This window comes from Azospira oryzae (genome assembly GCF_004217225.1).
Lineage (GTDB): Bacteria > Pseudomonadota > Gammaproteobacteria > Burkholderiales > Rhodocyclaceae > Azospira > Azospira oryzae.
Map to the genome: position 1 here is coordinate 522,221 of NZ_SHKM01000002.1, position 23,896 is coordinate 546,116.

At 65.6% G+C, this 23,896-nt stretch carries 21 protein-coding genes; 13 read left to right on the top strand and 8 right to left on the bottom strand.

Annotation, left to right across the window (positions count from 1 at the left end; genetic code table 11):
- Positions 1-64: 64 nt before the first annotated feature.
- Positions 65-568 (bottom strand): thiol peroxidase, encoded by a 504-nt coding sequence (gene tpx, locus EV678_RS11505; protein ID WP_130459628.1) that lies wholly within the window; start codon positions 566-568, stop codon positions 65-67.
- A gap of 372 nt (positions 569-940) precedes the next feature.
- Positions 941-1,372 (bottom strand): hypothetical protein, encoded by a 432-nt coding sequence (locus EV678_RS11510; protein WP_130459629.1) that lies wholly within the window; start codon positions 1,370-1,372, stop codon positions 941-943.
- 144 nt (positions 1,373-1,516) lie between these two features.
- Between EV678_RS11510 and EV678_RS11515 the strand changes: the two genes are divergently transcribed.
- The 3 genes from EV678_RS11515 (at position 1,517) to EV678_RS11525 (ending at position 4,174) form a co-directional block, all read left to right on the top strand.
- On the top strand, positions 1,517-2,221 hold the full coding sequence (locus tag EV678_RS11515; RefSeq protein WP_130459630.1) for a pseudouridine synthase: 705 nt from the start codon (positions 1,517-1,519) through the stop codon (positions 2,219-2,221).
- A gap of 450 nt (positions 2,222-2,671) precedes the next feature.
- Entirely contained in the window at positions 2,672-3,583 is a 912-nt protein-coding gene (locus EV678_RS11520; RefSeq protein WP_014235931.1) for a hydrogen peroxide-inducible genes activator, read from the top strand.
- 114 nt (positions 3,584-3,697) lie between these two features.
- Complete coding sequence (locus EV678_RS11525) at positions 3,698-4,174, top strand: Dps family protein (RefSeq protein ID WP_014235930.1); 477 nt, start codon at positions 3,698-3,700, stop codon at positions 4,172-4,174.
- A gap of 89 nt (positions 4,175-4,263) precedes the next feature.
- Here EV678_RS11525 and EV678_RS11530 read toward each other — a convergent pair whose 3' ends face one another.
- From EV678_RS11530 to EV678_RS11545, 4 genes are all read right to left on the bottom strand, one after another.
- Complete coding sequence (locus EV678_RS11530) at positions 4,264-6,849, bottom strand: DNA topoisomerase III (RefSeq protein WP_130459631.1); 2,586 nt, start codon at positions 6,847-6,849, stop codon at positions 4,264-4,266.
- 189 nt (positions 6,850-7,038) lie between these two features.
- On the bottom strand, positions 7,039-7,527 hold the full coding sequence (locus EV678_RS11535; RefSeq protein WP_130459632.1) for a Smg family protein: 489 nt from the start codon (positions 7,525-7,527) through the stop codon (positions 7,039-7,041).
- 10 nt (positions 7,528-7,537) lie between these two features.
- Positions 7,538-8,656, bottom strand: a complete 1,119-nt coding sequence (gene dprA, locus EV678_RS11540; RefSeq protein ID WP_130459633.1) for a DNA-processing protein DprA — start codon at positions 8,654-8,656, stop codon at positions 7,538-7,540.
- A 9-nt stretch (positions 8,657-8,665) separates the two neighbouring features.
- Positions 8,666-9,658: a LysM peptidoglycan-binding domain-containing protein gene (locus tag EV678_RS11545; RefSeq protein WP_232058792.1), complete on the bottom strand. Its 993-nt coding sequence runs from the start codon at positions 9,656-9,658 to the stop codon at positions 8,666-8,668.
- A gap of 180 nt (positions 9,659-9,838) precedes the next feature.
- Between EV678_RS11545 and def the strand changes: the two genes are divergently transcribed.
- From def to htpX, 3 genes are read left to right on the top strand one after another with little or no spacing between them, the layout of a single operon-like run.
- Positions 9,839-10,342, top strand: coding sequence for a peptide deformylase (def, locus tag EV678_RS11550; RefSeq protein ID WP_130459634.1), 504 nt, complete (start codon positions 9,839-9,841; stop codon positions 10,340-10,342).
- Between the two features lie 55 nt (positions 10,343-10,397).
- Positions 10,398-11,324, top strand: a complete 927-nt coding sequence (gene fmt / locus EV678_RS11555; RefSeq protein ID WP_130459635.1) for a methionyl-tRNA formyltransferase — start codon at positions 10,398-10,400, stop codon at positions 11,322-11,324.
- Positions 11,325-11,381: 57 nt separating this feature from the next.
- Positions 11,382-12,227, top strand: a complete 846-nt coding sequence (gene htpX / locus EV678_RS11560; RefSeq protein WP_130459636.1) for a zinc metalloprotease HtpX — start codon at positions 11,382-11,384, stop codon at positions 12,225-12,227.
- Between the two features lie 89 nt (positions 12,228-12,316).
- Here htpX and EV678_RS11565 read toward each other — a convergent pair whose 3' ends face one another.
- Entirely contained in the window at positions 12,317-13,240 is a 924-nt protein-coding gene (locus tag EV678_RS11565; RefSeq protein ID WP_130459637.1) for a S1/P1 nuclease, read from the bottom strand.
- The gene (locus EV678_RS11570; protein WP_130459638.1) at positions 13,240-14,142 is read right to left on the bottom strand and encodes a cation diffusion facilitator family transporter; all 903 of its coding nucleotides are present in this window, start codon (positions 14,140-14,142) and stop codon (positions 13,240-13,242) included. Before EV678_RS11570 ends, EV678_RS11565 begins: the two co-directional genes overlap by 1 nt.
- A gap of 173 nt (positions 14,143-14,315) precedes the next feature.
- Here EV678_RS11570 and rsmB point away from each other — a divergent pair, with 173 nt between their 5' ends.
- The 7 genes from rsmB to hemE all read left to right on the top strand — a co-directional run bounded on the left by rsmB (position 14,316) and on the right by hemE (position 23,815).
- On the top strand, positions 14,316-15,653 hold the full coding sequence (gene rsmB / locus EV678_RS11575; protein ID WP_130459639.1) for a 16S rRNA (cytosine(967)-C(5))-methyltransferase RsmB: 1,338 nt from the start codon (positions 14,316-14,318) through the stop codon (positions 15,651-15,653).
- Positions 15,613-16,221 (top strand): DUF4390 domain-containing protein, encoded by a 609-nt coding sequence (locus tag EV678_RS11580; RefSeq protein ID WP_130459640.1) that lies wholly within the window; start codon positions 15,613-15,615, stop codon positions 16,219-16,221. The genes rsmB and EV678_RS11580 overlap by 41 nt, the downstream gene beginning before the upstream one ends.
- A complete protein-coding gene (locus tag EV678_RS11585; RefSeq protein ID WP_130459641.1) occupies positions 16,218-18,338 on the top strand; it encodes a sensor histidine kinase in 2,121 nt (706 codons plus the stop codon). The genes EV678_RS11580 and EV678_RS11585 overlap by 4 nt, the downstream gene beginning before the upstream one ends.
- A 23-nt stretch (positions 18,339-18,361) precedes the next feature.
- Complete coding sequence (locus EV678_RS11590; RefSeq protein ID WP_130459642.1) at positions 18,362-19,618, top strand: sigma-54-dependent transcriptional regulator; 1,257 nt, start codon at positions 18,362-18,364, stop codon at positions 19,616-19,618.
- A gap of 116 nt (positions 19,619-19,734) precedes the next feature.
- Positions 19,735-21,165, top strand: a complete 1,431-nt coding sequence (trkA, locus tag EV678_RS11595; protein ID WP_014235916.1) for a Trk system potassium transporter TrkA — start codon at positions 19,735-19,737, stop codon at positions 21,163-21,165.
- Between the two features lie 10 nt (positions 21,166-21,175).
- The gene (locus EV678_RS11600; RefSeq protein WP_014235915.1) at positions 21,176-22,633 is read left to right on the top strand and encodes a TrkH family potassium uptake protein; all 1,458 of its coding nucleotides are present in this window, start codon (positions 21,176-21,178) and stop codon (positions 22,631-22,633) included.
- Positions 22,634-22,732: 99 nt separating this feature from the next.
- Complete coding sequence (gene hemE / locus EV678_RS11605; protein ID WP_014235914.1) at positions 22,733-23,815, top strand: uroporphyrinogen decarboxylase; 1,083 nt, start codon at positions 22,733-22,735, stop codon at positions 23,813-23,815.
- Positions 23,816-23,896: the final 81 nt, after the last annotated feature.

Here is a 23,896-nt window from a genome sequence, read left to right on the forward strand (position 1 = left end):
CGCCAGCAAAGCCGTAATGAAAAACGCCCGGCACAGCCGGGCGTTTTATTTTTTTCAGGCAGCCTTACTTGAGTACCGCCAGGGCTGCGTCGTAATTCGGCTCGTTCTTGATCTCGCCGACCAGTTCGCTGTGCAGGACCTTGTTGTCGGCATCCAACACCACCACGGCCCGGGCGCAGAGACCCTCGAGGGGGCCGTTTTCCACCGCCACACCGTAGTTCTGCAGAAATTCGGGATTGCGGAAGGTGGACACGGTGCGCACCGCTTCCAGACCTTCGGCGCCGCAGAAGCGGGCCTGGGCAAAAGGCAGGTCGGCGGAAATGCACAGGACCACGGTGTTGGCCAGGGAACCGGCAGCCTGGTTGAAGCGGCGCACGGAGGTGGCGCAGGTGGGCGTATCGATGCTGGGGAAAATGTTCAGCACTTTGCGCACCGGGCCCAGGCCGGCCAGGGTCACTTCGCCCAGGTCTTTGCCGGTCAGGGTGAAAGCGGGGCCGGTACTGCCGGCGGCAGGCAGTTGGCCGGCCACTTGAATGGGGTTGCCGCCCAGGGTAACGGTCTGGCTCATGGAATTTCCTCGCTGATGGATGGGGTTGAGGTTGTCAGAGTAGCAACGATGGCGGCGGTTCCCCAACACCTGTTAACAGCCTGTGCATAACTTGGGTATGGATCGGGTACCAGTTGTGCACAACTCCCTGTTTCGCAGGTTCGGCAAAAACCCTGCACAATTGCCTCACAGCGCTACACAGACGTTTTGCACAGGGATTTTTCTGGCTTAAGCAATTGTTGTATCTGGAGAAAAATTAGTTATCCACAGATTTGGGGCCAGGTTAACTGGTTTACGTCTTTGTATACATAAAAAACAGTGAACAACCCTTAGCTGGAGCCGAAAAAAAAATGCCCCCGGTGAAGGGGGCGGCAAAAGAGAAGAAAAGAGACCTCAGTTCTGGGCAGGAGCGGGTGCCGGTGCAGCCGGTGCGGGAGCGGGCCGGTCGCCGTGGCGCTTGCCCCGGCTTTCGACAAAGCGCTTCTTCATGTCGTCGCAGCGCTTGGGATCTTCCTTGCAGCGCTGTTCGAACTGTTCCCGGGCTTTGGCACGCATTTCTTCCCGCGCCTTGTCACAGGCGGCCGGGTCTTGTTTACACTTCTGCCGCATTTCCTCCCGTTTTGCCTTGAGCTCTTCGCAGCGTTGGGGGTTATCCTTGCAGAAGGCGTCGTGGCGCTCCTTGAGCCGTTCGCAGGCCTTGGGGTTGGCGGCGCAGCGTTCCTGCATGGCGGGGCCCTTGGGGGCCGGCTGGGGGGCTTCCTGGGCCTGTACCGCAAAAGCGAAGCCGGCAAGGGCGAGGAAGGCGAGAACATGGCGTCCTGACATGGTGTTTCTCCTGGGTTCGGGGTTCATTGAATCGACGGGCCCAGTATAGGAAGGCCAGGGCGTCCCAGGTGTTTCACCCCGGCAAGGGGTTGTAAAAGTGTGTAAGCGGTCGCCGCGGCGGCCGGATTAGGAGAGAGCGTCACCATGCAACTGGAAAAACTGCTGCACAGCCAGGGATTCGGCACCCGCAAGGAATGCCGGGCCCTGGTGCGTAACGGCTGGCTGGAAATCGGCGGGGTGGTGGTGGAAGACCCCTTCCTGGAAGTGGATCCCGAGGGTTTTGAATTCACCGTGGACGACCAGCCCTGGCGTTACCGGGAAAAGGCTTACCTGATGATCCACAAGCCGGGGGACTACGAGTGCTCCCACAAGCCCAAGCACCACCGCAGCATTTTCACCCTGCTGCCGGAGGAGCTGGTGAACCGGGACGTGCAATGCGTCGGCCGCCTCGATGAGGACACCACGGGCCTGCTGCTGATGACCGACGACGGCCAGTTCATCCACCAGATGAGTTCGCCCAAGCGCAAGGTGCCCAAGATTTATGAGATCACTGCCAAGCATCCCATCGACCAGGCCCAGATCGATCAGCTGCTGGCCGGGGTTCTCCTTCATGGCGAATACGAGCCGGTGGTTGCGGATAGCTGCGAGCTCGTCAGCGACACCGTACTGCGGTTGACCATCACCCAGGGTAAGTACCACCAGGTAAAGCGCATGCTGGGCGCTGTAGGCAACCGGGTGGAGGGTTTGAAGCGGGTGAGGATCGGCGCTTTGGATCTGCCCGCGGATCTGGCACCGGGCGAGTGGCGCTGGCTGGAAGCCGAGGATCTGGAAAAGCTGAAGCCGGCCTGAGTGCAAAAGCCCCGCCAACGCGGGGCTTTTTCTTTGGCACCTGGAAATGAAGGAATGACGGAAATTTTCAGGGTGCCATGCCTGTAAGCAAGAAAAATAGGGCTTCTCCAGCCACCATCTCTCCTTTGCCCCGCCCTTTCTGCCTTCTGGCATGGGTCGTTTTTTCCCTGTCCGCTTTGGCTTTTTTCAGCCGTTCCTGTTTTCCCGGCTTTTCCCTAGGGGTTGTTCACTGTTTTTTATGTATACAAAGACGTAAACCAGTTAACTCAGCCCCAAGTCTGTGGATAACTTTGAAAAGCCGATCCCATTCATTGGCTTAGGTCCGGAAAATCCCTGTGAGAAACCTCTGTGCAGTGATGTGGGAAGATTGTGCAGGGATTTTTCCCCTACCCTTGCCCGCCCAGGTTGTGCACAATTGGTTCCACCACTTTTACCTGAGTTATACACAGCATGACCCTGACGGAAATGCGCTACATCGTGTCCTTGGCCCGGGAGCGCCACTTCGGCCGCGCCGCCGAGAAATGCCACGTGAGCCAGCCTACCCTGTCGGTGGCCCTGAAAAAGGTGGAAGAGCGCCTGGGGGTGCTGCTGTTCGAACGCAGCGCCGCCGAAGTGCGGCTGACGCCCATCGGCGAAGAGGTGGCGCGGCAGTCCGAGAAAGTCTTGAACGAGGCCCAGCGGGTCGAGGAAATCGCCCAGCGGGGCAAGGATCCCTTTAGCGGACCCCTGCGCCTGGGGGTGATCTACACCATCGGCCCCTATCTGCTGCCCCGACTGGTGCCGGCCCTGCACCAGGCCGTGCCCCACATGCACCTTTACCTGCAGGAGAATTTCACCCACGTGCTGGCTGAATCCCTGAAGCGGGGCGAACTGGACGTGATCGTGGTGGCCCAGCCGTTCGACGAGCCGGGCATCGTCACCCAGCCGGTGTACGACGAACCCTTCCGCATGCTGGTGCCGGCGGCCCATCCCTGGGCCGAGCGGAAATCGGTGGATGCGGGGGAACTGAAGGGCGAGGAACTGCTGGTGCTGGGCCAGGGCAACTGTTTCCGCGACCAGGTGGTGGCCGCCTGTCCGCGTCTGACCGAGCCGGGCGGGCTGGAACGTTCCTATGAGGGCGGCTCCCTGGAGACCATCCGCCTGATGGTGGCCAGCGGCACCGGCGTCGCCGTGCTGCCCGCTTCCGCCGTCGAGGTGGCGCCGCCGGACCCGTCCCTGGCCCGGGTCATTCCCTTCAAGGCGCCGGAGCCTTCCCGCCGCATCGTGCTGGCCTGGCGCGTCACCTTCCCCCGGCCCCAGGCCATCGATGCGGTGCGGGCCGCCATTTTGCAATGTCCGCCACCCGGGGTTAAGGTACTGTAGTCCGTCTGTATTGCCCGTCCCTATTCAATCCATAGGGATAAGTCATTGGCCCGGGCGGCCGCCATCGGCCACAATGGGCGCATGGTTATTGAGAAGCTTGAAAGGAGAATCCACATGGCAACCAAGATCGATATCGGCATCACCGAGAAAGACCGCAAGAAAATCGCCGACGGCCTTTCCCACCTGCTGGCAGACAGCTACATCCTCTATCTGAAGACCCACAATTTCCACTGGAACGTCACCGGCCCCATGTTCCAGACCCTGCACACCATGTTCATGACCCAGTACACCGAACTGTGGAACTCCCTGGACCTGATCGCCGAGCGCATCCGCGCCTTGGGCTACCCGGCTCCCGGCTCCTACAAGCGCTTCGTGGAACTGGCTTCCATCACCGAGGAAGACGGCGTGCCCAAGGCCAAGGATATGATCCGCCAGCTGGTGGCCGGCCAGGAAGCCGTGGCCCGCACTGCCCGCCAGGTCTTCGCGGTGGTGGACAAGGCCAACGACCAGCCGACGGCCGATCTGCTGACCCAGCGCATGGAAGTGCATGAAAAGAACGCCTGGATGCTGCGCGTCCTGCTCGAAGAATAAGTAAATTCACCGCTTCGCCGCCTGGCGGCGGCCCGGATGCAAAAAGGGCTCGGTTCGCACCGAGCCCTTATCTTTTGCCTTGCTTAACCTCAGGCTTCCTTCGCCTTGCGCTTTGCCGGGGCTTTGGCGGGCTTTTCCGCCGCTGCCTTGGGCTCGGCCTTGGCGGCGGTTTTTTTCGCCGCAGGGGCCTTGGGCTCCCGTTTCTCGAACTCGAAGCTGACCTTGCCGTCCTTGCCCTTCACCAGGAAGGCGGAGAACTTGCGCCGCGTGCGGGCGGAAATGAAGTCCTTGAGCAGATCGGTGCGGCCGGTGGACAGCAGCTTCTGCATCTGTTCCCGTTCCACGGCCTGTTGCAGGATGATCTTGCCGGAACGGAAGTCGCAGCTCTTGGCCGGACCCACGGACTTTTCGCAGACGTAGGCCAGCCCGTGCTCATAGACAGGGCTGCCGCACTTGGGACAGGGTCCCAGGCTTTCCTGGCCGGAGAAGTCCACCGGTTCGCCGCCGTCCTCGCCGGAGCGGTCCTGGCCGAAGTCGAATTCCGGTTCGTTCTTGTCGTTGAGCTTGATCAGGGCATTGAAGGGCCGCCCCATCTTGTTGCGGAAGCCCATCAGGGGGCCGACCTGGCGTTCGGTGAGCAGGGTCTCGATTTCCTCGGGCTCGAACTGGCGGCCGGCGACGATCTTCCACAGGCCGTAGTCGCAATCGCCGCACTGGAATTTCTTGTAGGTCTCGCGCATGAGACCGCCGCACTTGGGACAGGGTGACTTGAGCAGGCCGAAGTCGCCGGGCACCGTGTCGCTGTCGTAGCTCTTGGCCCGGTCCACGATGTGCCGGGTCATTTCCTCGATTTCCTGCATGAAGGCGCTGCGGGAAAGATCGCCGCGCTCGATCTGGGCCAGCTTCCATTCCCATTCGCCGGTCAGTTCCGGCGAGGTCAGTTCGGAAATGCCCAGGCCGTTGAGCAGGGTCATGAGGGAGAAGGCCTTGGCGGTGGGGATCAGTTCCCGGCCTTCGCGGTGCAGATACTGTTCGGTGATCAGGCCTTCGATGATCTGGGCCCGGGTGGCCGGGGTGCCGAGGCCGCGGCCGGCCATGGCGGCACGCAGTTCCTCGTCGTCCACCATCTTGCCGGCGCCTTCCATGGCGGAGAGCAGGGTGGCTTCCGAGTAGCGGGCCGGGGGCCGGGTGTCGTTCTGATTGACCGCCACTTCCTCGGTCTGCACCTTCTCGCCCTGGGAGACGGCCACCAGGTTGCCCTCGTCGCCCTCCTGGCCTTCGCGGCCGTAGATGGCCAGCCAGCCCGGATTCACCAGGACCTTGCCTTCGGTCTTGAAGGGTTCGCCGGCGACCCGGGTGATGCGGGTGGTGATCAGGTATTCGGCGGCCGGGAAGAAGACGGCGAGGAAGCGCTTGACCACCAGGTCGTAGAGCTTCTGTTCCGGCTCGGAGAGATTCTTCGGCGCCTGGGTGGTGGGGATGATGGCGAAGTGGTCGGAAATCTTGGCATTGTTGAAAATGCGCTTGTTCGGCACCACCCACTTGGACTTGAGAATCTTGTTGGCGAAGATGCCGTAGCGGTCCACCACGGAGGTGTCGGAACCCTTGGTCAGGTTTTCGCCGTTGAACATCTGCAGGGTGGCCTGCACCGTGCCCAGGTAATCCTCGGGCAGGGCCCGGGAGTCGGTCCGGGGATAGGTCAGGACCTTGTGCTTTTCGTACAGGGCCTGGGCCAGGCCCAGGGTGTTCTTGGCGGAGAAGCCGAAGCGGCTGTTGGCTTCCCGCTGCAGGCTGGTGAGGTCGAAGAGCAGGGGCGAGAGCTGGGTGGAGGGCTTGGCCTCCTCGCTCACTTCGCCGGGCTGGCCTTCGCACTTGGCCTGCAGGGCCTTGGCCCGGGCTTCGTCCCACAGGCGGTCGGCCCGGGCGTGTTCGTCCTCGTCCTTGCCCTTGAAGGCTTCGTCGAACCACTTGCCCTTGTATTCGCCGGCAGCGGCGGCGAAGGTGGCCTCCACTTCCCAGTAGGGACGGGCCTTGAATTCGCGGATCTTGCGTTCCCGCTCCACCACCAGGGAGAGGGTCGGGGTCTGCACCCGGCCCACGGTGGTGAGGTGGAAGCCGCCGGTCTTGGAGTTGAAGGCGGTCATGGCCCGGGTGCCGTTGATGCCGACCAGCCAGTCGGATTCGGAACGGCACACGGCGGCATCGCCCAGCCCCTGCATTTCCTCGCCGCGGCGCAGACGGGCGAAGCCGTCGCGGATGGCCTGGGGCGTCATGGACTGCAGCCACAGCCGCTGCACGGCCTTGCCGGACTTGGCGTGGCGGGCGATGTAATTGAAGATCAGCTCGCCCTCGCGGCCCGCGTCACAGGCGTTCACCAGGCCGTCCACATCCTTGCGCCTGATCAGCTTGGTCAGCAGCTTCAGGCGGGACTCGGTTTTCTCCACCGGCTTCAGTTCGAAGTGGGGCGGGATCACGGGCAGGTGGGCAAAGGACCACTTGCCGCGCTTGACCTCGTATTCCTCGGGGATCACCAGTTCCAGCAGATGGCCGATAGCAGAGGAGAGAACGAAGTTGTCGCTCTCGAAATAGTCGTCATGCTTGGTGAAACCGCCAAGGGCTTTGGCGATGTCGGCAGCGACGGAAGGTTTTTCGGCAATGATGAGCTGTTTGCCCATGGCAGGGGCCTCTGGCAGTCCCGGTCGGGAGGTGCGGGGGATGATAAGAGGGACTTACGGGCCTTGGCAAGCAAGCAGCCACTAATTTGACGCGCGAAGCCTGCATATTGCGTGCTTCGCCCATCATGCTGCCTGCGCCATCTGGTGCGACCCCTCAGTCGCCCCGGCTGGCAGGCCCGACGGATGGACTTAATGCAGGTGTTCGGGTTCCGCGTCGGAGAGCAGTTCTTCGACGATGAGGGTATCCAGGTTCTGCTCCTGGCTCCACAGGACCATCAGCACGATGACCTTGAAGCGGCCCAGGGACAACCGGTCGTCCGGCAGGGCCATGGCCCGCTCGATGACCAGTTCCCGCAGGTCGGCGGAAAGGACCTTGGCCTGTTCCAGGAAATGCAGGAAGCCCAGGGCGTCGGCACCCAGGTGGGCGCTTTCGTCCGGCGTGTAGGCCCGCAGGGAACGGGAATCGGCCTGCAACTGGCGGGTCGGCAGGGTGGCCTTGAGGCCCTGGAGCCATTCCAGGGCTTCGCTGATTTCTTCTTCGGAGAAGCCGGCCGCAGTGAGTTTGCGGCTGAGGGCCGTGTCGGCCTGGGAATCGGGTGAATCGGGTTGATTGCCGGACTTGCTGAAGTCGGCGAAATCGACGTAGTTTTCGAAGAGATAGACGAGGATGTCGAACATTGGCAACGTATCAGGTGGGGGAAAGCCGCTGGTAGCGGCCTCCGGGAAGACTGGCAACGCGGTCCGCCAGTTCCAGCGTCACGAGGATGGCGCATAGGGCTTCCGTCGTCAAGCCTGTGCGCTGCAGCAATTGGTCCAGATTGGCCGGGTCATGGCCGAGGGCATCGAGTACGGCAGCCTGGCCAGGATCAAGGATTGGCGGGGTTGTTGGCGTATTGCCGGTGGAAAGTGGCGTCCTTGCTGGCTTGCAGCCCGGGGGGTCGAAGGGACCGATTTCTTCCACGATGTCCCGGGCTTCCTGCACCAGCTTGGCGCCCTGCTGGATCAGCCGGTGGCAGCCCTTGGCCACCGGCGAATGGATGGAGCCGGGAATGGCAAACACTTCCCGGCCCAGTTCGGCCGCCAGGCGGGCGGTGATGAGGGAGCCGCTTTCCAGGGCGGCTTCCACCACCAGGCAGCCCTTGGCCATGCCGGCGATGATGCGGTTGCGGCGGGGAAAATTGTGGGCCACCGCCGGCGTACCCAGGGGAAATTCGGAAACGATGGCGCCTTCGGTCGCCAGTTGCAGCGCCAGTTCCTTGTGCCGCGAGGGATAGATGCGATCGGCCCCGGTGCCGATGACGGCGACACTGCCGCCCTCTCCTTTCAGCCCGCCGCGATGGGCGGCGCCGTCGATGCCCAGGGCCAAGCCGCTGACGATGGTCAGCCCCTGGGCCGCCAGATCGGCAGCGAGGGCCTCGGCATCCTTGAGGCCCTGGGGCGTGGCATTACGACTGCCGACAATGGCCAGGGCGGGCCGGTTGAGCAGTTCCACCCGGCCCTTCACATAGAGCAGGCTGGGTGGATCGGCGGATTCGAGCAGCAGCTGGGGATAGTCCGGATCGGCCAGGGTCAGGATGCGGTTGCCCGGCTTGCCGGCCCAGTCTAGGGCCCGGGCCACCGCTTCCTGATTGTCCGTGTCGAGCAGCAGATCGGCCTTCTTGCCGACGACCTGCTTGAGGGCACTGCGGGGGGCGGAGAAAACCTGTTCCGGCAGGCCGAAGGCGGCCAGCAGATGGCGCTGGGTCTCCGGCCCGACGCCCGGAACCAGCGTCAGCCGGAGCCAGGCGGTGAGGGCCGGATCAGCCACGGCGGGGGCTCAGGGATTGCGTACCAGATCGGCCAGAGACAGGGGCAAGGCAGCATCCATGACCAGGGCGTAGGAAACCCGCTCGAACGTCCGGAAGACAAAGACCAGGCCATAGCGCTGGGGCGGCACCTTGACCAGCTCCCGCTCGCCCTGTTCGTTGCGCTGTTCATAGACCTTTTCACTGCGCAGCAAGGCCAGGACGTGGCCGACCTCGAGCCCGTCGCGGCTGCCCCTGGACAGGGATACCACCGAGTAGCGTCCGCCGGTGCCGACACCGCCGTACACCGCGATGATGCGGGCCTCAACCTTGGCTTCCGGACGACGGGGCGCATAGGTGATCAGTTCGGGGCGGGATGCGGGCATAAGCCGATCGAACTTGCCGACCTCCTGCTTCACCTCCACCATTTCCATGACGGAGGGCTCTCCCGGTTGGATCAGCCTGGCCGTGCCCAGGTAGAACGCCTCATGGCCCAGCACTTCCTTGGTGTCGGGATCGAGCATGGCCTTGCCGGGACGATAGACCTGCCACAATTCGGAAGGCTCCCGTACCCCGACCACGTAGGCCTGGTCGCCGCCGCCAAGATAGACCCGTCCTTCCTGGGTGGCGATGATGCGGGCTTCCTTGTCCATGGCGCTGGGGTCCACCACCAGGGGCTGGGACAGGAAGGGCTCGATGATGCTTTGCGGAATGGTGGGAATTTCGTTCTTGACCGCTTCGCTGTACTCGCGCGGCTGCAGCTTGAGCGACTTGGCCAGTTTGAGCTGTGGCTTGCCGTCCTCGCCGGTGACCATGACGATGACGTCGCCCGGGTAGATGCGGTGGGGATTCTTGATCTGGTCCTTGTTCAGGCGCCAGATTTCGGGCCAGCGCCAGGGTTCCTGGATGAACTTGCCGGCGATGCCCCACAGGGTGTCGCCCGGCACCACGATATGGCGGTCCGGCGCGTTGTCGGCGAGGCGGGGAGATTCCTGGGCACTGGCGCTGGAGGCGGCGACAGCCAACAGAAGGGTGGCTATAATGCGGGCGGGGTTCAGGCCAGGGCGGCCGAACAGGTGTCGAATCATCGTGGCGTCCTCGCGCTGCCGGAACAAGGGCGGCCCTTTTGTTGTCCACACCCATGTCCCGAATCTAGGGATTTGGTTTAAATTCTGCATGTAATAGATTATTCGGGCAAGCTTTTTATGGCTTTACTCCCTATTTTGCGCTTCCCGGATCCCCGCTTGAAAAAAGTGGCGGTTCCGGTCGAAAAAATTGACGACGGCATTCGTGCCCTGGCCCGGGACATGGCGGAAACCATGTACGAGGCGCCGGGTATCGGTCTGGCCGCCACCCAGGTCGATGTACACAAGCAGGTGATTGTCATTGACGTGTCGGAAACCAAGGACGAACTCCTGGTGCTGATCAATCCGGAAATCACCCACCGCGACGGGCTGCAGGTGGGCGAAGAAGGCTGTCTCTCGGTGCCGGGCATTTACGACAAGGTCGAGCGGGCTGAGCATATCGCCGTGCGTTACCTGGACCTGGACGGCAAGACCTGTTCCCTGGAAACGGACGGCCTGCTGGCCGTCTGCATCCAGCATGAGATGGATCACCTGCAGGGCAAGGTTTTCGTCGATCACCTGTCCCAGCTCAAACAGGGCCGTATCAAGGCCAAGCTGGCCAAGCAGGCCCGCATCACCGCCTGATTTTCCGGGGGAGCAGCTCTGCTCCCCTGCCCTCCTTCCTTCTGGTTCTCCCCCCATGAAAATCGTCTTTGCCGGCACTCCCGAATTTGCCGCCCGGGCCCTGGCCGCCCTTTACGAGGCAGGCCACGACATTCCCCTGGTGCTGACCCAGCCCGACCGGCCGGCGGGCCGGGGCATGACCCTGCAGGCCTCGCCGGTGAAGCAGTTGGCCCTGGCCCGGGGCAGCGAAGTATTCCAGCCCCTGACCCTGAAGGATGAGGCGGCCCAGGAGAAGCTGCGCCTGCTGGCACCGGACGTGATGGTGGTGGCCGCCTACGGCCTGATCCTGCCCCAGGCCGTGCTGGATATTCCGCGCCATGGCTGCCTCAACATCCATGCCTCCCTCCTGCCCCGCTGGCGCGGCGCGGCTCCCATCCACCGGGCCATTCTGGCCGGCGATGCGGAAAGCGGCGTCTGCATCATGCAGATGGAAGCGGGCCTGGATACCGGCCCCGTGCTCCTTTCCGCCAGTACGCCCATTTCGGCCCAGGATACGTCCCAGACCCTGCACGACAAGCTGGCGGTGCAGGGGGCCCAGCTCATTGTCAGCGCCTTGCAGCGCCTGCCGCTGCCGGCGGTCGCCCAGCCCGAAGCCGGTGTCACCTACGCCGCCAAGCTGGACAAGTCCGAGGCGCCCCTGGACTGGCGCCGTCCGGCAGCCGAGCTGGATCGGCAGATCCGGGCCTTCACTCCGTTCCCCGGAACCACCGCGGTGCTGGACGGTGCGCCCCTGAAAGTCTGGGCCGCCCTGCCCCGCAGCGAAAGCGGTGTCCCCGGTACCGTGCTGGCGGCGGACAAGCACGGCATCCTGGTGGCTTGCGGTAGTGGCTCCCTGCTGCTGACCGAATTGCAGAAGGCCGGCGGCAAACGTCTGCCGGTAGCCCAGTTCCTCGCCGGCCACGGCGTGTCCGCAGGGGCGCGGTTCGAACTCCCGGCGGCTTGAATTTGGCGACATGAGTCCCGAGTTAACCACCTATACAAGATTGTCCGGAGGTTTGAGATGAGTGCGAACTGGTTCAAGACCACCCTGCTGATGGCGGCCATCGTCGCTCTTTTCGGTGTCATCGGCGGTGCCGTGGGCGGTGCCCAGGGCATGGTGATCGCCCTGCTTCTGGGCGGTGCCATGAATGTGTTCGCCTACTGGAATTCGGACAAGATGGTGCTGCGCATGTACAACGCGCAGCAGGTGGACGAGGCTTCCTCCCCCTATCTCTACAATATGGTGAAGGAGCTGGCTGGTCGTGCCGGGTTGCCCATGCCCCGGGTCTACATCATCGACGAGGCTCAGCCCAACGCCTTCGCCACTGGCCGCAATCCCGAGAATGCCGCGGTGGCGGCGACCACCGGCATCCTGCAGATGCTCTCCCAGCGGGAGTTGCGGGGTGTCATGGCCCACGAACTGGCTCACGTGCAGCATCGGGATATCCTCATTTCCACCATTTCCGCTACCATGGCCGGCGCCATTTCGGCCCTTGCCAATATCGCCATGTTCTTCGGTGGCCGGGACGAAGAAGGTCGGCCGGCAAATCCCCTGGCCGGCATTCTGGTGGCCCTGCTGGCGCCCCTGGCGGCCAGCCTGATCCAGATGGCCATTTCCCGGGCCCGGGAATTCGAGGCCGATCGGGGCGGTGCCCAGATCAGCGGCGACCCCCTGGCCCTGGCCGATGCCCTGGCCAAGATCGATGCCTACGCCCGGGGCATTCCCATGCCGGCGGCGGAGGCCCATCCGGAAACGGCCCAGATGATGATCATGAATCCCCTGTCGGGAGGTGGTCTGGCCGGACTGTTTTCCACCCATCCGGCGACCGAAGAACGCATTGCGCGGCTGCGCCAGCTGGCCCGCTGACAATTCCCAAAAGAAACAGGGCGGTCCTCACCGCCCTGTTTCACGTGAAACACCCGGCGGCGTTCGCCGGCTTTGTTTCACGTGAAACGTTACTTACCCCATATTCTGTTGAGCAGTCCGGCCAGCCGGCGCCCTGCTTCAACCAGCCGTCTATCTGCGACTGCCTTGGCTTGCCTGCTGTAACGTTCATCCAGCACCGGCACCAGATTGCTGTCGATGCCGGGATAAACCCGGGTACGTGCCAGCTGCAATGACTCCTGCCGCCAGGCGGCAACCGTCTTCTGTGGTGTGTGCTGAATGTCGGAGTCCATTAACTGGGCGGCATCCAGCAGCTGGTTTCCCCGCAGCCGGGAGGGTCCCGGCAGATCATCCCAATAGGTGTGCAGGCTGGTTTCGGGTCTGCGGTTGTTGGCCGGGTCGATCACCGACTGGTCGTTGCCCCCGGCATCCGGATTGCCTTCCTCGTCGTAGCGACTGACCACGTGCAGGGGCTGGTGGATGTCGCCCACCAGATGGATCAGCCAGACCAGGGCGTAGGCCCGCTCCGGGTCGCCCAGGCGCCGGTCGGCCAGTTGGGCCGACAACTGCTTGATGCGGATAGTCAGCTGCCCCCGCTGCGGCGCCCGCTCCTCCGGCCCGCCCCGCCCAGGCGTCAGGGGCAGGTTCTCGTAGTGCCAGTCCCGATGCCGGGCCATCATGTCCGGCGTGTCGGAAAGCGTCTCTGCGTCGTTGTCGTGGTAGCGGCTGTCGTGACGGATGTCGTCGGCCCAGGTGGAGGCTTCGATGAACAGCGCCCGGCTTTGCTCCAGGCTGCCGTAGTGCTTCTGCTGGCGTTGCCAGCGGGCGAGGTCCGGGTGTGCCTGCAGCAGGCGGCTCACCTGTTGGCGCGCCGGGGCGGACAGCCTGTTCCAGGCAATGCTGGCGCTGATGCGGTGCCCCGCCCCGTTCCAGGCCAGGGCAGGAGGCGCGCCGAGGCCGATGCCCAGGATCAGGAGCAGCGCCTTGGCTCGCATCAGCGGTCCAGGTCGATGTCCTGGTGGGACAGGGGGTCTTCCAGAGGCTCCAGATGAGTGGTGACGTGGGCGCCGGGAATGGCCCGGCGGATGTCCTCCTCCACTTGCTCGGCCAGTTCGTGGGCCCGTTGCACCGTCCATTCTCCCGGCACCAGCACGTGCAGGGAAATGAAGGCCCGGGTGCCGGCCTGGCGGGTGCGGATGGCGTGGAAGCCGATGCCCTGCTGACGGTGGGGCAACAAGGTGCTTTCCAGGTTGCCGAGGAATTCTTCCGGCAGGGCGGCGTCCATGAGGCCGGCAGCCGCATCCCGGATCAGGTGCCAGGCAGTGTAGAGAATGTGGGTGGCAACGATCAGGGCCAGGATCGGGTCCAGCCACAGCCAGCCGGTCAGGGCCACGGCGGCCACGCCGGCAATGACGCCGACGGAGGTCCACACGTCGGTCATGAGGTGGGCGCTGTCCGCCTTGAGGGCGACCGAGCCGTACTGCTTGCCGGCGGCCAGGAGGACCCGGGCGACGCCCAGATTGACCAGGGAAGCCACTACCGAAATGGCCAGGCCCACGCCTACCTGCTCCAGCGCCTGGGGGTTCAGCAGGCGGTTGATGGCGGTGTGGGCGATGGCCAGGGCCGCCACCAGGATGAGCAGGCCTTCGAAGCCGCTGGCGAAATACTCGGCCTTGCTATGGCCGTAGGCGTGCTTTTCGTCGGGCGGCTGGGCCGCCAGGGTCAGCATCCACAGGGCCATGAGGGCGCCGGCCAGATTGACGAAGGATTCCAACGCATCGGAAAGCAGGCCGACGGAGCCGGTCCACCACCAGGCCGCCCCCTTGAGCAGGATGGTGGCGATGGCGGCGGCAATGGATAGCCAGGCGTAGCGGGTCAGGGAGGTGTTGGTGTGCATGGCTGGATTATCGCCCAAAAGTGCCCCGGGCCCGAGGGACCCGCGACGGCGGGAAAAGTGGCGAAAACCGCTCCGGTGCTGCCGGAGCGACAGAAAGGCCATGCTAAACTGCTCCGACTACGCCGATGTACTTCCGGCAGCCTTTTTTACCGATTTTTTTGAGCCCGCAATCCTTGTCTTCCCGCAACTCCCCGCCCGCCTCCCGCCGCCCTTCTCCTGTCCGCTCCGCTCCGGAGCCGGCACCCGATTCCCTGGCCCGTGCCCTGCTGCTGGCCAGTGCAGCCGTTGCCGCCGTCCAGGCCGGACGCAGCCTGACCGAAGTGCTGGCGCAGCAGGCCAAGGGCGAACTGGGGCCGACCCGGGCCCAGGCCCAGGATCTGGCCTACGGCGCCCTGCGCCGTTATGGCTGGGGCGAGGCGGTGCTGGCAGTCCTGCTGCAGAAGCCCCTGCCCGAACCCCAGCTGCAGAGCCTGCTGCTGTGCGCCCTGTACCGCCTGGAGAGCCGGCCGGAGCAGAGCCACACGGTGGTGGACCAGGCCGTGGCCGCTGCCGCCACCCTGGCCAAGGGCAATTTCCGCGGGGTGATCAACGGCGTGCTGCGCAGTTATCTGCGGCAGCGGCCCGAGCTGCTGGCCCGGGCCGCCGGCAAGCCCTCGGGGGCCTGGTGGCATCCCGACTGGTGGCTGTCTCGCCTGCGCCGGGCCTATCCCCGGGATTGGGAAACCATCGCCACGGCCGGCAACGGCCAGCCGCCCATGACCCTGCGGGTCAATCTGGCCCGGGGCTCCCGGGAGGAATACCAGGCTCGCCTGGATGCCGCCGGGATTGCCGCTGTCCCCCTGGGCAGCGCCGCCCTGCTGCTGCAGAAGCCGGTGTCGGTGGATGCCCTGCCCGGCTTTTTCGATGGTTTTGTCTCGGTTCAGGACTGGGGCGCCCAGCGCGCCGCCGAGCTGCTGGACGCCCGGGCCGGCCAGCGGGTGCTGGATGCCTGCGCCGCCCCCGGCGGCAAGACGGCCCATATTCTTGAGCGGGCCGGGGTGGACCTGCTGGCCCTGGACGTGGACGGGCTGCGCTGCCGCCGGGTGGAGGAAAACCTGAGCCGCCTGGGCCTTCGGGCCGCCGTGCGTGCTGCCGATGCCCGCTGCCCCGACGACTGGTGGGACGGCCGCCCCTTCGACCGCATTCTGGCCGATGTGCCCTGTTCCGCCAGCGGCGTGGTGCGCCGCCATCCGGACAGCAAATGGCTGCGGCGGGAGACCGACATCGCCCAGTTCGCCCGGGTGCAGCGGCAGATCCTGGAGGTGCTGTGGCCGACCCTGGCGGTCGGCGGGCGTCTGCTCTATGCCACCTGCTCCGTTTTCCCCGAGGAGAACAGCCAGCAGGTGAGCGCCTTCCTGGCGCGCCACGGGGATGCCCGCCGCATCGGCATCGACGGTGCCGACGAGTTGCAGTTGTTGCCAGGAAGTGAACATGACGGCTTCTACTATGCGCTGCTGGAAAAGACCGCTTAAGCTCCTCGCCATCTGCTGGCTCTGTCTCTGGGCTGCCCTGGGGGCGGCGAGCGAGGTGGAGGTACGCAATCCCCAGCTCACTCCGGGGGACGACGGCTACACCCTCTCCGCCGACTTCGCCTTCGAGTTCAATTCCCGCCTGGAAGAAGCGGTGACCCGGGGGGTGGTGCTCAACTTCCTGGTGGAATTCGAGCTGACCCGCGTCCGCTGGTACTGGCTGGACGACAAGGTGGCCAGCCGCAGCCAGACCCTGCGTCTCTCCTACAACGCCCTCACCCGCCAGTACCGCCTTTCCTCCGGCGCCCTGCACCAGAACTTCTCCTCCCTGGAGGAGGCCCTGCGCATCCTCTCCCGCCTGCGCCACTGGACGGTGCTGGACAAGTCCGTGGCCCTCCGGCCCGGGGAAACCTACCAGGCTTCCCTGCGCCTGCGCCTCGATCCCTCCCAGCTGCCCAAACCCTTCCAGCTGACCGCCCTGGCCAACCGGGAATGGAACCTGGCTTCCGACTGGCTCAACTGGCCCTTCTCCGTGCCCCGGGAAGAGCCGCTGCGGGAGGGCGCCAAGTGAGAGTGCTCCTAGTCATCGTCGCCGCCCTAGGCGGCATCCTGCTCTTCCTGCTGGCCTCGGCCTCGGCCAATACGGCCCTCTTCGCCCGCAACTATCCCTGGCTGCTGGCCCTCAACGGTCTGGTGGCCCTAGCCCTGGCCGGCCTGGTGGCCTGGCAGCTGCGGGCCCTGTGGAAGGAGCACCGGGCCAAGGTTTTCGGCTCCCGCCTGAAGCTGCGCCTGCTGGTCTTCTTCGCCCTCATGGGGGTGGTGCCCGGTGTCACCATCTATGCCGTGTCGGTGCAGTTCGTCACCAAGAGCATCGAGAGCTGGTTCGACGTGCGGGTGGAAACCGCCCTGGAGTCGGGCCTCAACCTGGGCCGCAGCGCCCTTGACGCCATGCTTTCCGACCTCACCGAGAAGGGCCGGCAGATGGCCCAGGAACTGGCCGACCGGCCCGACGGCACCCGCCGCCTGCTGCTCAACCGCCTGCGCGACCAGGCCGGGGTGGAAAGCGCGGCCCTCTTCGCCGCCAACGGCCAGGTCATTGCCAGCGCCAATGGCGACTATTCTTCCCTGCTGCCCTCCCTGCCCTCCTCCGCCCAGCTGAAGCAGGCCCGTCTTTCCCGGGGCATCGGTTCCATCGAGGGTGAAGGCAAGGACATGACCCTCAGGGTGCTGGTGGGCATTCCCGGCTACGGCCTGACCGAGGAGCCGCGCATCCTGCAGCTGACCCAGGGGGTGCCGCCGGCCATCGCCGAGAATGCCGATGCGGTGCAGGACGTGTACCGGGACTACCAGGAGCTGTCCCTGGCCCGCAGCGGCCTCACCCACATCTACGCCCTGACCCTGACCCTGGCCCTGCTGCTGTCCCTGTTTACCGCCATCGCCGTGGCCTACGTGCTGGCCCGGCGCCTTTCGGCGCCCCTTTCGATCCTGGCCGAGGGCACCCAGGCCGTGGCCGCCGGCGACTTCACGCCGCGCCAGGCCATTTACAGCCGGGACGAGCTGGGGGTGCTGACCCAGTCCTTCAACCAGATGACCCGTCAGCTGGACGATGCCCGCAAGGAGACGGAGCGGCACCGCAGCGAACTGGAATCGGCCCGGGCCTATCTGGAGGAAATCCTGGCCAACCTCTCCGCCGGCGTTCTCGCCTTCGACGCCCGCTTCGTCCTGCGGGCCATCAATGCGGGGGCCTGCACCATCCTCGGCGACGACTTCGTCGGCCTTTCCGGCGAGCCGGTGGAAGCCTGGCCCCGGCAGAACCTGCTGGGCCGGGCCATCCGCGACGGCTTTGCCGCCCATGCGGAAGAGGACTGGCAGACCCAGGTCGAGCTGGACCGCCCCGGCCTGGCGCCCCAGGTCCTGCTGCTGCGGGGCTCCAAGCTGCCGGCCGGCAGCGGCGGCGGCTACGTGGTGGTGTTCGACGAGGTGACCCAGCTCATCGCCGCCCAGCGCAGCGCCGCCTGGGGCGAAGTGGCACGGCGCCTGGCCCACGAGATCAAGAATCCCCTCACCCCCATCCAGCTTTCCGCCGAGCGCCTGCAGATGAAGCTGGAGGACAAGCTGGATGCTGCCGCGGCCGAGACCCTGAACAAGGGCACCCAGACCATCATCAACCAGGTCCAGGCCATGAAGCGCATGGTGGACGACTTCCGCGACTACGCCCGCATGCCCTCGCCGGTGCTGGCGGTGCTTGACCTCAACGCCCTGGTGGGCGAGGTGCTGGGGCTCTACGAGACCTCCCACGCCAGCATCGACGTGCATCTGGCCGGCGACTTGCCGCCGGTGCTGGGGGACGCCACCCAGCTGCGGCAGATCATCCACAACCTGCTGCGCAACGCCGAGGATGCCCTGGCGGAGCAGCCGGCGCCGGCCATCCGCCTCGCCACCGAGCCGGCCGGGCGCTTTGCCCGCCTGGTGGTGGAGGACAACGGCCCCGGCTTCCCGGCGGAAATCCTGGCCCGGGCCTTCGAACCCTACGTCACCACCAAGCCCAAGGGCACCGGCCTGGGCCTGGCCATCGTGCGCAAGATCGTGGACGAGCACGGCGGCCGCATCGACATCACCAACAAGCATGAAAACGGCACCGGAGGCGGCGCCCAGATCAGCATCCGCCTGCCCCTGGCCAACCCATAAGAAAACCGAGGATCTCAAGCAACATGGCTCAAATACTGGTTGTGGACGACGAAATCGGCATCCGGGAACTGCTGTCGGAAATCCTGGAGGACGAGGGACATCACATCTGGCTGGCGGAAAACGCCACGGCCGCCCGCCGCCTGCGGGCCGAGAAGCGCCCGGATCTGGTGCTGCTGGATATCTGGATGCCCGACACCGACGGTATTTCCCTGCTCAAGGAATGGGGCGCCTCGGGCCTGCTGACCATGCCGGTGGTGATGATGTCCGGCCACGGCACCATCGACACCGCGGTGGAGGCCACCCGCCACGGCGCCGTGGAATTCCTGGAAAAGCCCATTGCCCTGCAGAAGCTCCTGGCCACGGTGAAGAAGGCCTTGAAGCACGACGCCCAGACCGTCAAGCCGCCCCTGACCCTGGATGCCCTGGCCAAGCTGCCCCTGCTCAAGGACCTGAAGAAGCGCCTGGAGCAGGCGGCCAAGAGCGCCCCGGTGCTGCTGCTCAAGGGCGGCGCCGGCGCCATCGCCGACATCTGCGCCCGCACCCTGCAGGCGCCCCACGCGCCCTGGCTCGACCTGGCCGCCGAATCCGGGCCCCTGACCCAGGAACGTCTGCAACAGGCCTCCGGCGGCATCCTCTTCGTGCCGGACCTGGCGGTCCTGGGCAAGCTGCAGCAGATGAACCTGGCCTTCGCCCTGGAGCGCCTGGAGAAGTACAAGCTGCAACTGGTGGTGGCCTGCCACAAGCCGCTCCAGTCCTTGCTCGAAGCCGGCTGGGATGCGGCTCTGGTAGCCCGTCTCGGCGAGGTCTGGGTGGCCCTGCCCCAGCTTTCCGCCCATGCCGACGAGGTGCCGGAAATCGCCGGCCTGCTGCTCTCCCACCTGATGGAACGGGGCGAGGCCCCGGCCCGCCATTTCTCCAGCGCCGCCCTCAACGCCTTGCGCATGCACCGCTGGAGCGCCGATGGCTGGGGCGAATTGCAGGGCGCGGTGAAGAACCTGGCCCTCACCGCCCTGGAGGAGGAAATCAGCGCCGAGGACGTGGCCGGCCTGCTCCACACCACCGACGGCGAGGCCGCCAGCACGCCCCTGGAGCCCCTTTTCTCCCAGCCCCTGCGGGAAGCCCGGGACGCCTTCGAGAAGCTCTATTTCGAACACGTCCTGCGCCAGGAAGGGGGCAACATGACCCGGGTCTCGGAACGTTCCGGGGTGGAGCGCACCCACCTCTACCGCAAGCTCAAGCAACTGGGCGTCAGCACCGGCAAGCGCGGCGGCGAGGGCTGATCCGCCTGGGCGTGAAGCAGTCCACGCCCCGCCCTTCCCCGCCGGCGCTACACTCGACGCAATAGAACAGGTTCCCGCCGGCCGCCCCATGGCCGGCCCAGGACATTGGGGGAAGCATGAAGATCGTCATTCTCGGTGCCGGCCAGGTCGGCGCCAGCGTGGCCGAGGCCCTGGTGCACGAGGCCAACGACATCACCATCGTGGACAACGACCGGGAGCGCCTGGCCGCCCTGCAGGACCGGCTCGACCTGCGCACCGTGTGCGGCAATGCGGCCCTGCCGTCCATCCTCGGCGACGCCGGCCTGGACGATGCGGACCTGCTTATCGCCGTGACCCAGAGCGACCAGACCAACCTGGTGGCCTGCAAGATCGCCAAGAGCCGCTTCAACGTGCCGACCCGCATCGCCCGCCTGCGGGCCGCCGATTTCCTCGAGGACGAGCAGCTTCTCTCCGACGAGAACTTCGCCGTGGATTTCGCCATCTGCCCCGAGGAGAACATCACCGACTACATTGTGCGTCTGGTGGATTTTCCCGAGGCGCTGCAGGTGCTGGAGTTCGCCGAGGGCCGCCTGGTCATGGTGGCGGTGCGGGCCTACGAGGGCGGCGCCCTGGTGGGCAAGCCGGTGCGCAAGCTGCGGGAGCACCTGCCGTCCCAGGTGGATGCCCGCATCGCCGCCCTCTTCCGCCAGGACCAGCCCATCATTCCCGAGGGCGAGACGGTGATCCATGCCGGCGACGAAGTCTTCATCATCGCCGCCAGCGAGCACATCCGCCCGGTGCTGCGGGAGCTGCGGCGCATGATGCGGCCGGTGAAGCGGGTGATGATCGCCGGCGGCGGCAACATCGGCTACCGGGTGGCCACCGCCCTGCAGCAGCGCCTGGAGGTGAAGCTGGTGGAGCACAACCGCAGCCGGGCCGAATGGATTGCGCCGCGCCTGGGCGACACCCTGGTGCTGTGCGGCGACGCCACGGACGAGGACCTGCTGGAGCAGGAGAACATCGCCGAGATGGACCTCTTCCTCGCCCTCACCAACGACGACGAAGACAACATCATGGCCGCCTCCCTGGCCAAGCGCCTGGGCTGCCAGCGCGTGCTGGCCCTGATCAACCGGCGCGCCTACGCCGACATGGTGCAGGGCGGCCCCATCGACATCGGCATTTCCCCGGCCCAGGTCTCCATCGGCACCCTGCTGGCCCACGTGCGCCGGGCCGACGTCTCCCAGGTCCATTCCCTGCGCCGGGGCGCCGCCGAGGCCCTGGAGCTGGTGGCCCACGGCGACCGCAATTCCTCCCGGGTGGTGGGCCGCAGCCTGGGCGAGATTCCCCTGCCCAAGGGCGTCACCATCGCCGCCATCGTGCGCGACCTGGAGACGCCGGAAATCATCGGCTACCAGGGCCCGGTGGGCATCCAGGCCTACGGCCACGTGGTCATCGCCCACCGCGACACGGTGATCCAGTCCGGCGACCACGTCATCGTCTTCTGCGTGAACAAGAAGCTGGTGCACAAGGTGGAAAAACTGTTCCAGGTCGGCTTCGGCTTTCTCTGACGGGGGCACCATGCGCCGCTTCTATCCCGTCTTCCACATCCTGGGCCTGATCGTCCTCATTTTCGGCCTGACCATGCTGGCGCCCCTGGCGGTATCCGCCTACGCCCAGGATGGCGCCACGGCGGCCTACGACGAGGCCATCGTGGTGACCATGGGCGTGGGCCTGCTGCTGTGGGTTTGTACCCGCCGTTACCGTCAGGACCTGCGGGTGCGGGACGGCTTTCTCCTGGTGGCCCTGACCTGGACCATCCTGCCCCTCTTCGCCAGCCTGCCCCTGCTGCTTTTCCTGCCCGACATCTCATTTACCGACGCCTATTTCGAGGCCGCCTCCGGCCTTTCGGCCACCGGGGCGACGGTGATGTCGGGGCTGGACTCCCTGCCCCTTTCCATCAACTTCTGGCGCACCTTCCTGCACTGGCTGGGGGGCATGGGGGTGATCGTGCTGGCGGTGGCCATTTTGCCCCTGCTGGGCATCGGCGGCCGGGCCCTGTTCAAGGCCGAACTGCCGGGGCCGATGAAGGATTCCAGCCTGACGCCGCGCATTGCCGAAACCGCCAAGGGGCTGTGGGGCGTCTATCTGCTGTTCACCGTGCTCTGCGCCCTGGCCCTGTGGTGGGCCGGCATGGAAGGGTGGGATGCCCTCATGCACGCTTTCAGCATCCTTGGCCTGGGCGGCTTTTCCACCCGGGACGCCAGCCTGGGTTACTACAACAGTCTGACCATCGAACTGGTGGCCATGGGCTTTGCCCTGCTCTCCGGTATCAACTACGCTACCCATTTCCTCGCCCTGCGGGGTTGGAGCCTGAAGCCCTACCAGCGGGATTTCGAACTGCCCTTCTATCTCGGCGTACTGGCCGTCAGCGCCGTCGGTCTGGCCCTCTACCTGATGCCCTACGGTCTCTACGACAGCTTCGGTACGGCCCTGCGCTACACCGCCTTCCACGTCATTTCCCTGGCCACCTCCCTGGGCTTTGCCACCACGGACTACACCATGTGGCCCATGTTCGCCCAGTTGTGGGTGCTGTTCCTTTGCAGCTTCGTCGCCTGCGGCGGCTCCACCGGCGGCGGCATCAAGATGATGCGGGCCGTCATCCTTTACAAGCAGGTGTTCCGGGAACTGGTGCGGGCCATGCATCCGACGGCGGTGCATCCGGTGCGTATCCAGGGCGTCATCGTGCCCGATCCGGTGTTGCACGCGGTGCTGGCCTTCAGCTTCATCTACATGGTGACCATCGTCAGCCTGACCCTGCTGCTCTCGGCCAGCGACCTGCCCATCGTCACCGCTTTCTCCGCTGTGGTGGCCTGTCTCAACAATGCGGGCCCGGGGTTGGATGCGGTGGGCCCGGCGGCCAATTACTCGGTGCTGAGCGACTTCCAGACCTGGGTCTGCTCCTTCGCCATGCTCCTCGGCCGCCTGGAAATCTTCACCCTGCTGGTGGTGCTGACGCCGGCCTTCTGGCGCAAGTGAGGCTTGCCGATCTGGGGGCGGCTTGATCTATCCCAATGACAGGGGTGGGGGTTCCGAAGGATAATCCGGGTCTTTCTAGCTAACCCGGCGGAGCCCCCTGTGACCCGACCCCGCAACGACACCTTCCTGCGCGCCCTGCTGCAGGAACCCACCGATTACACCCCCCTGTGGCTGATGCGCCAGGCCGGCCGCTATCTGCCCGAATACCGGGAGACCCGGGCCCGCGCCGGCAGCTTCCTCGACCTGTGCAAGAACCCGGCCCTGGCCTGCGAAGTGACCCTGCAGCCCCTGGCCCGCTACGACCTGGATGCGGCCATCCTCTTCTCCGACATCCTCACCGTGCCCGACGCCATGGGCCTGGGCCTCTATTTCGCCGAAGGCGAAGGCCCCAAGTTCGAGCGTCCCCTGCGCGAAGAATGGGCCATCCGCGACCTGCAGGCGCCGGACCCCTACGAGCACCTGCGCTACGTCACCGACGCGGTGAGCGAGATCCGCCGCGCCCTGGACAACTCCGTGCCCCTCATCGGCTTCTCCGGCAGCCCCTACACCCTCTCCTGCTACATGGTGGAAGGCGGCTCCAGCGACGATTACCGGCATGTGAAGACCATGCTCTACAACCGTCCCGACCTGATGCACCGCATCCTCTCGGTGACCGCCGATGCCGTGACCTCCTACCTCAACGCCCAGATCGAAGCCGGCGCCCAGGCCGTGATGATTTTCGACTCCTGGGGCGGCGGCCTTTCCGCTGCGGCCTACGAGGAATTCTCCCTGCAGTACATGCGCCGCATCGTCGCCGGCCTGACCAAGGAGAAGGACGGGGAAAAGATTCCCTGCATCGTCTTCACCAAGGGCGGCGGCCTGTGGATCGAGAAAATCGCCGCCATCGGCTGCGATGCCGTGGGCCTGGACTGGACCATCGACATCGGCGAAGCCCGCCGCCGCACCAACGGCAAGGTGGCGCTGCAAGGCAACCTGGACCCCAATGTGCTGTTCGCCTCCCCCGAAGTGGTGCAGGCCGAAGCCAAGAAAGTGCTGGATTCCTACCACGCCGCTGGCGGCAGCAAGACCGGCCACGTCTTCAACCTGGGCCACGGCATTTCCCAGTTCACCCCGCCGGACCACGTCACGGCGCTGGTGGAAGCGGTGCACGGCCACAGTCGCAAGCTGCGGCAGCAGGGCTGATCCAGCCCTGCCCGGCGCTCCGCCCGGGGCGCCGGTCTGCAATCCCCCTCCCCGCCGCATGGCGGGGGGCGGCCTTCCCCA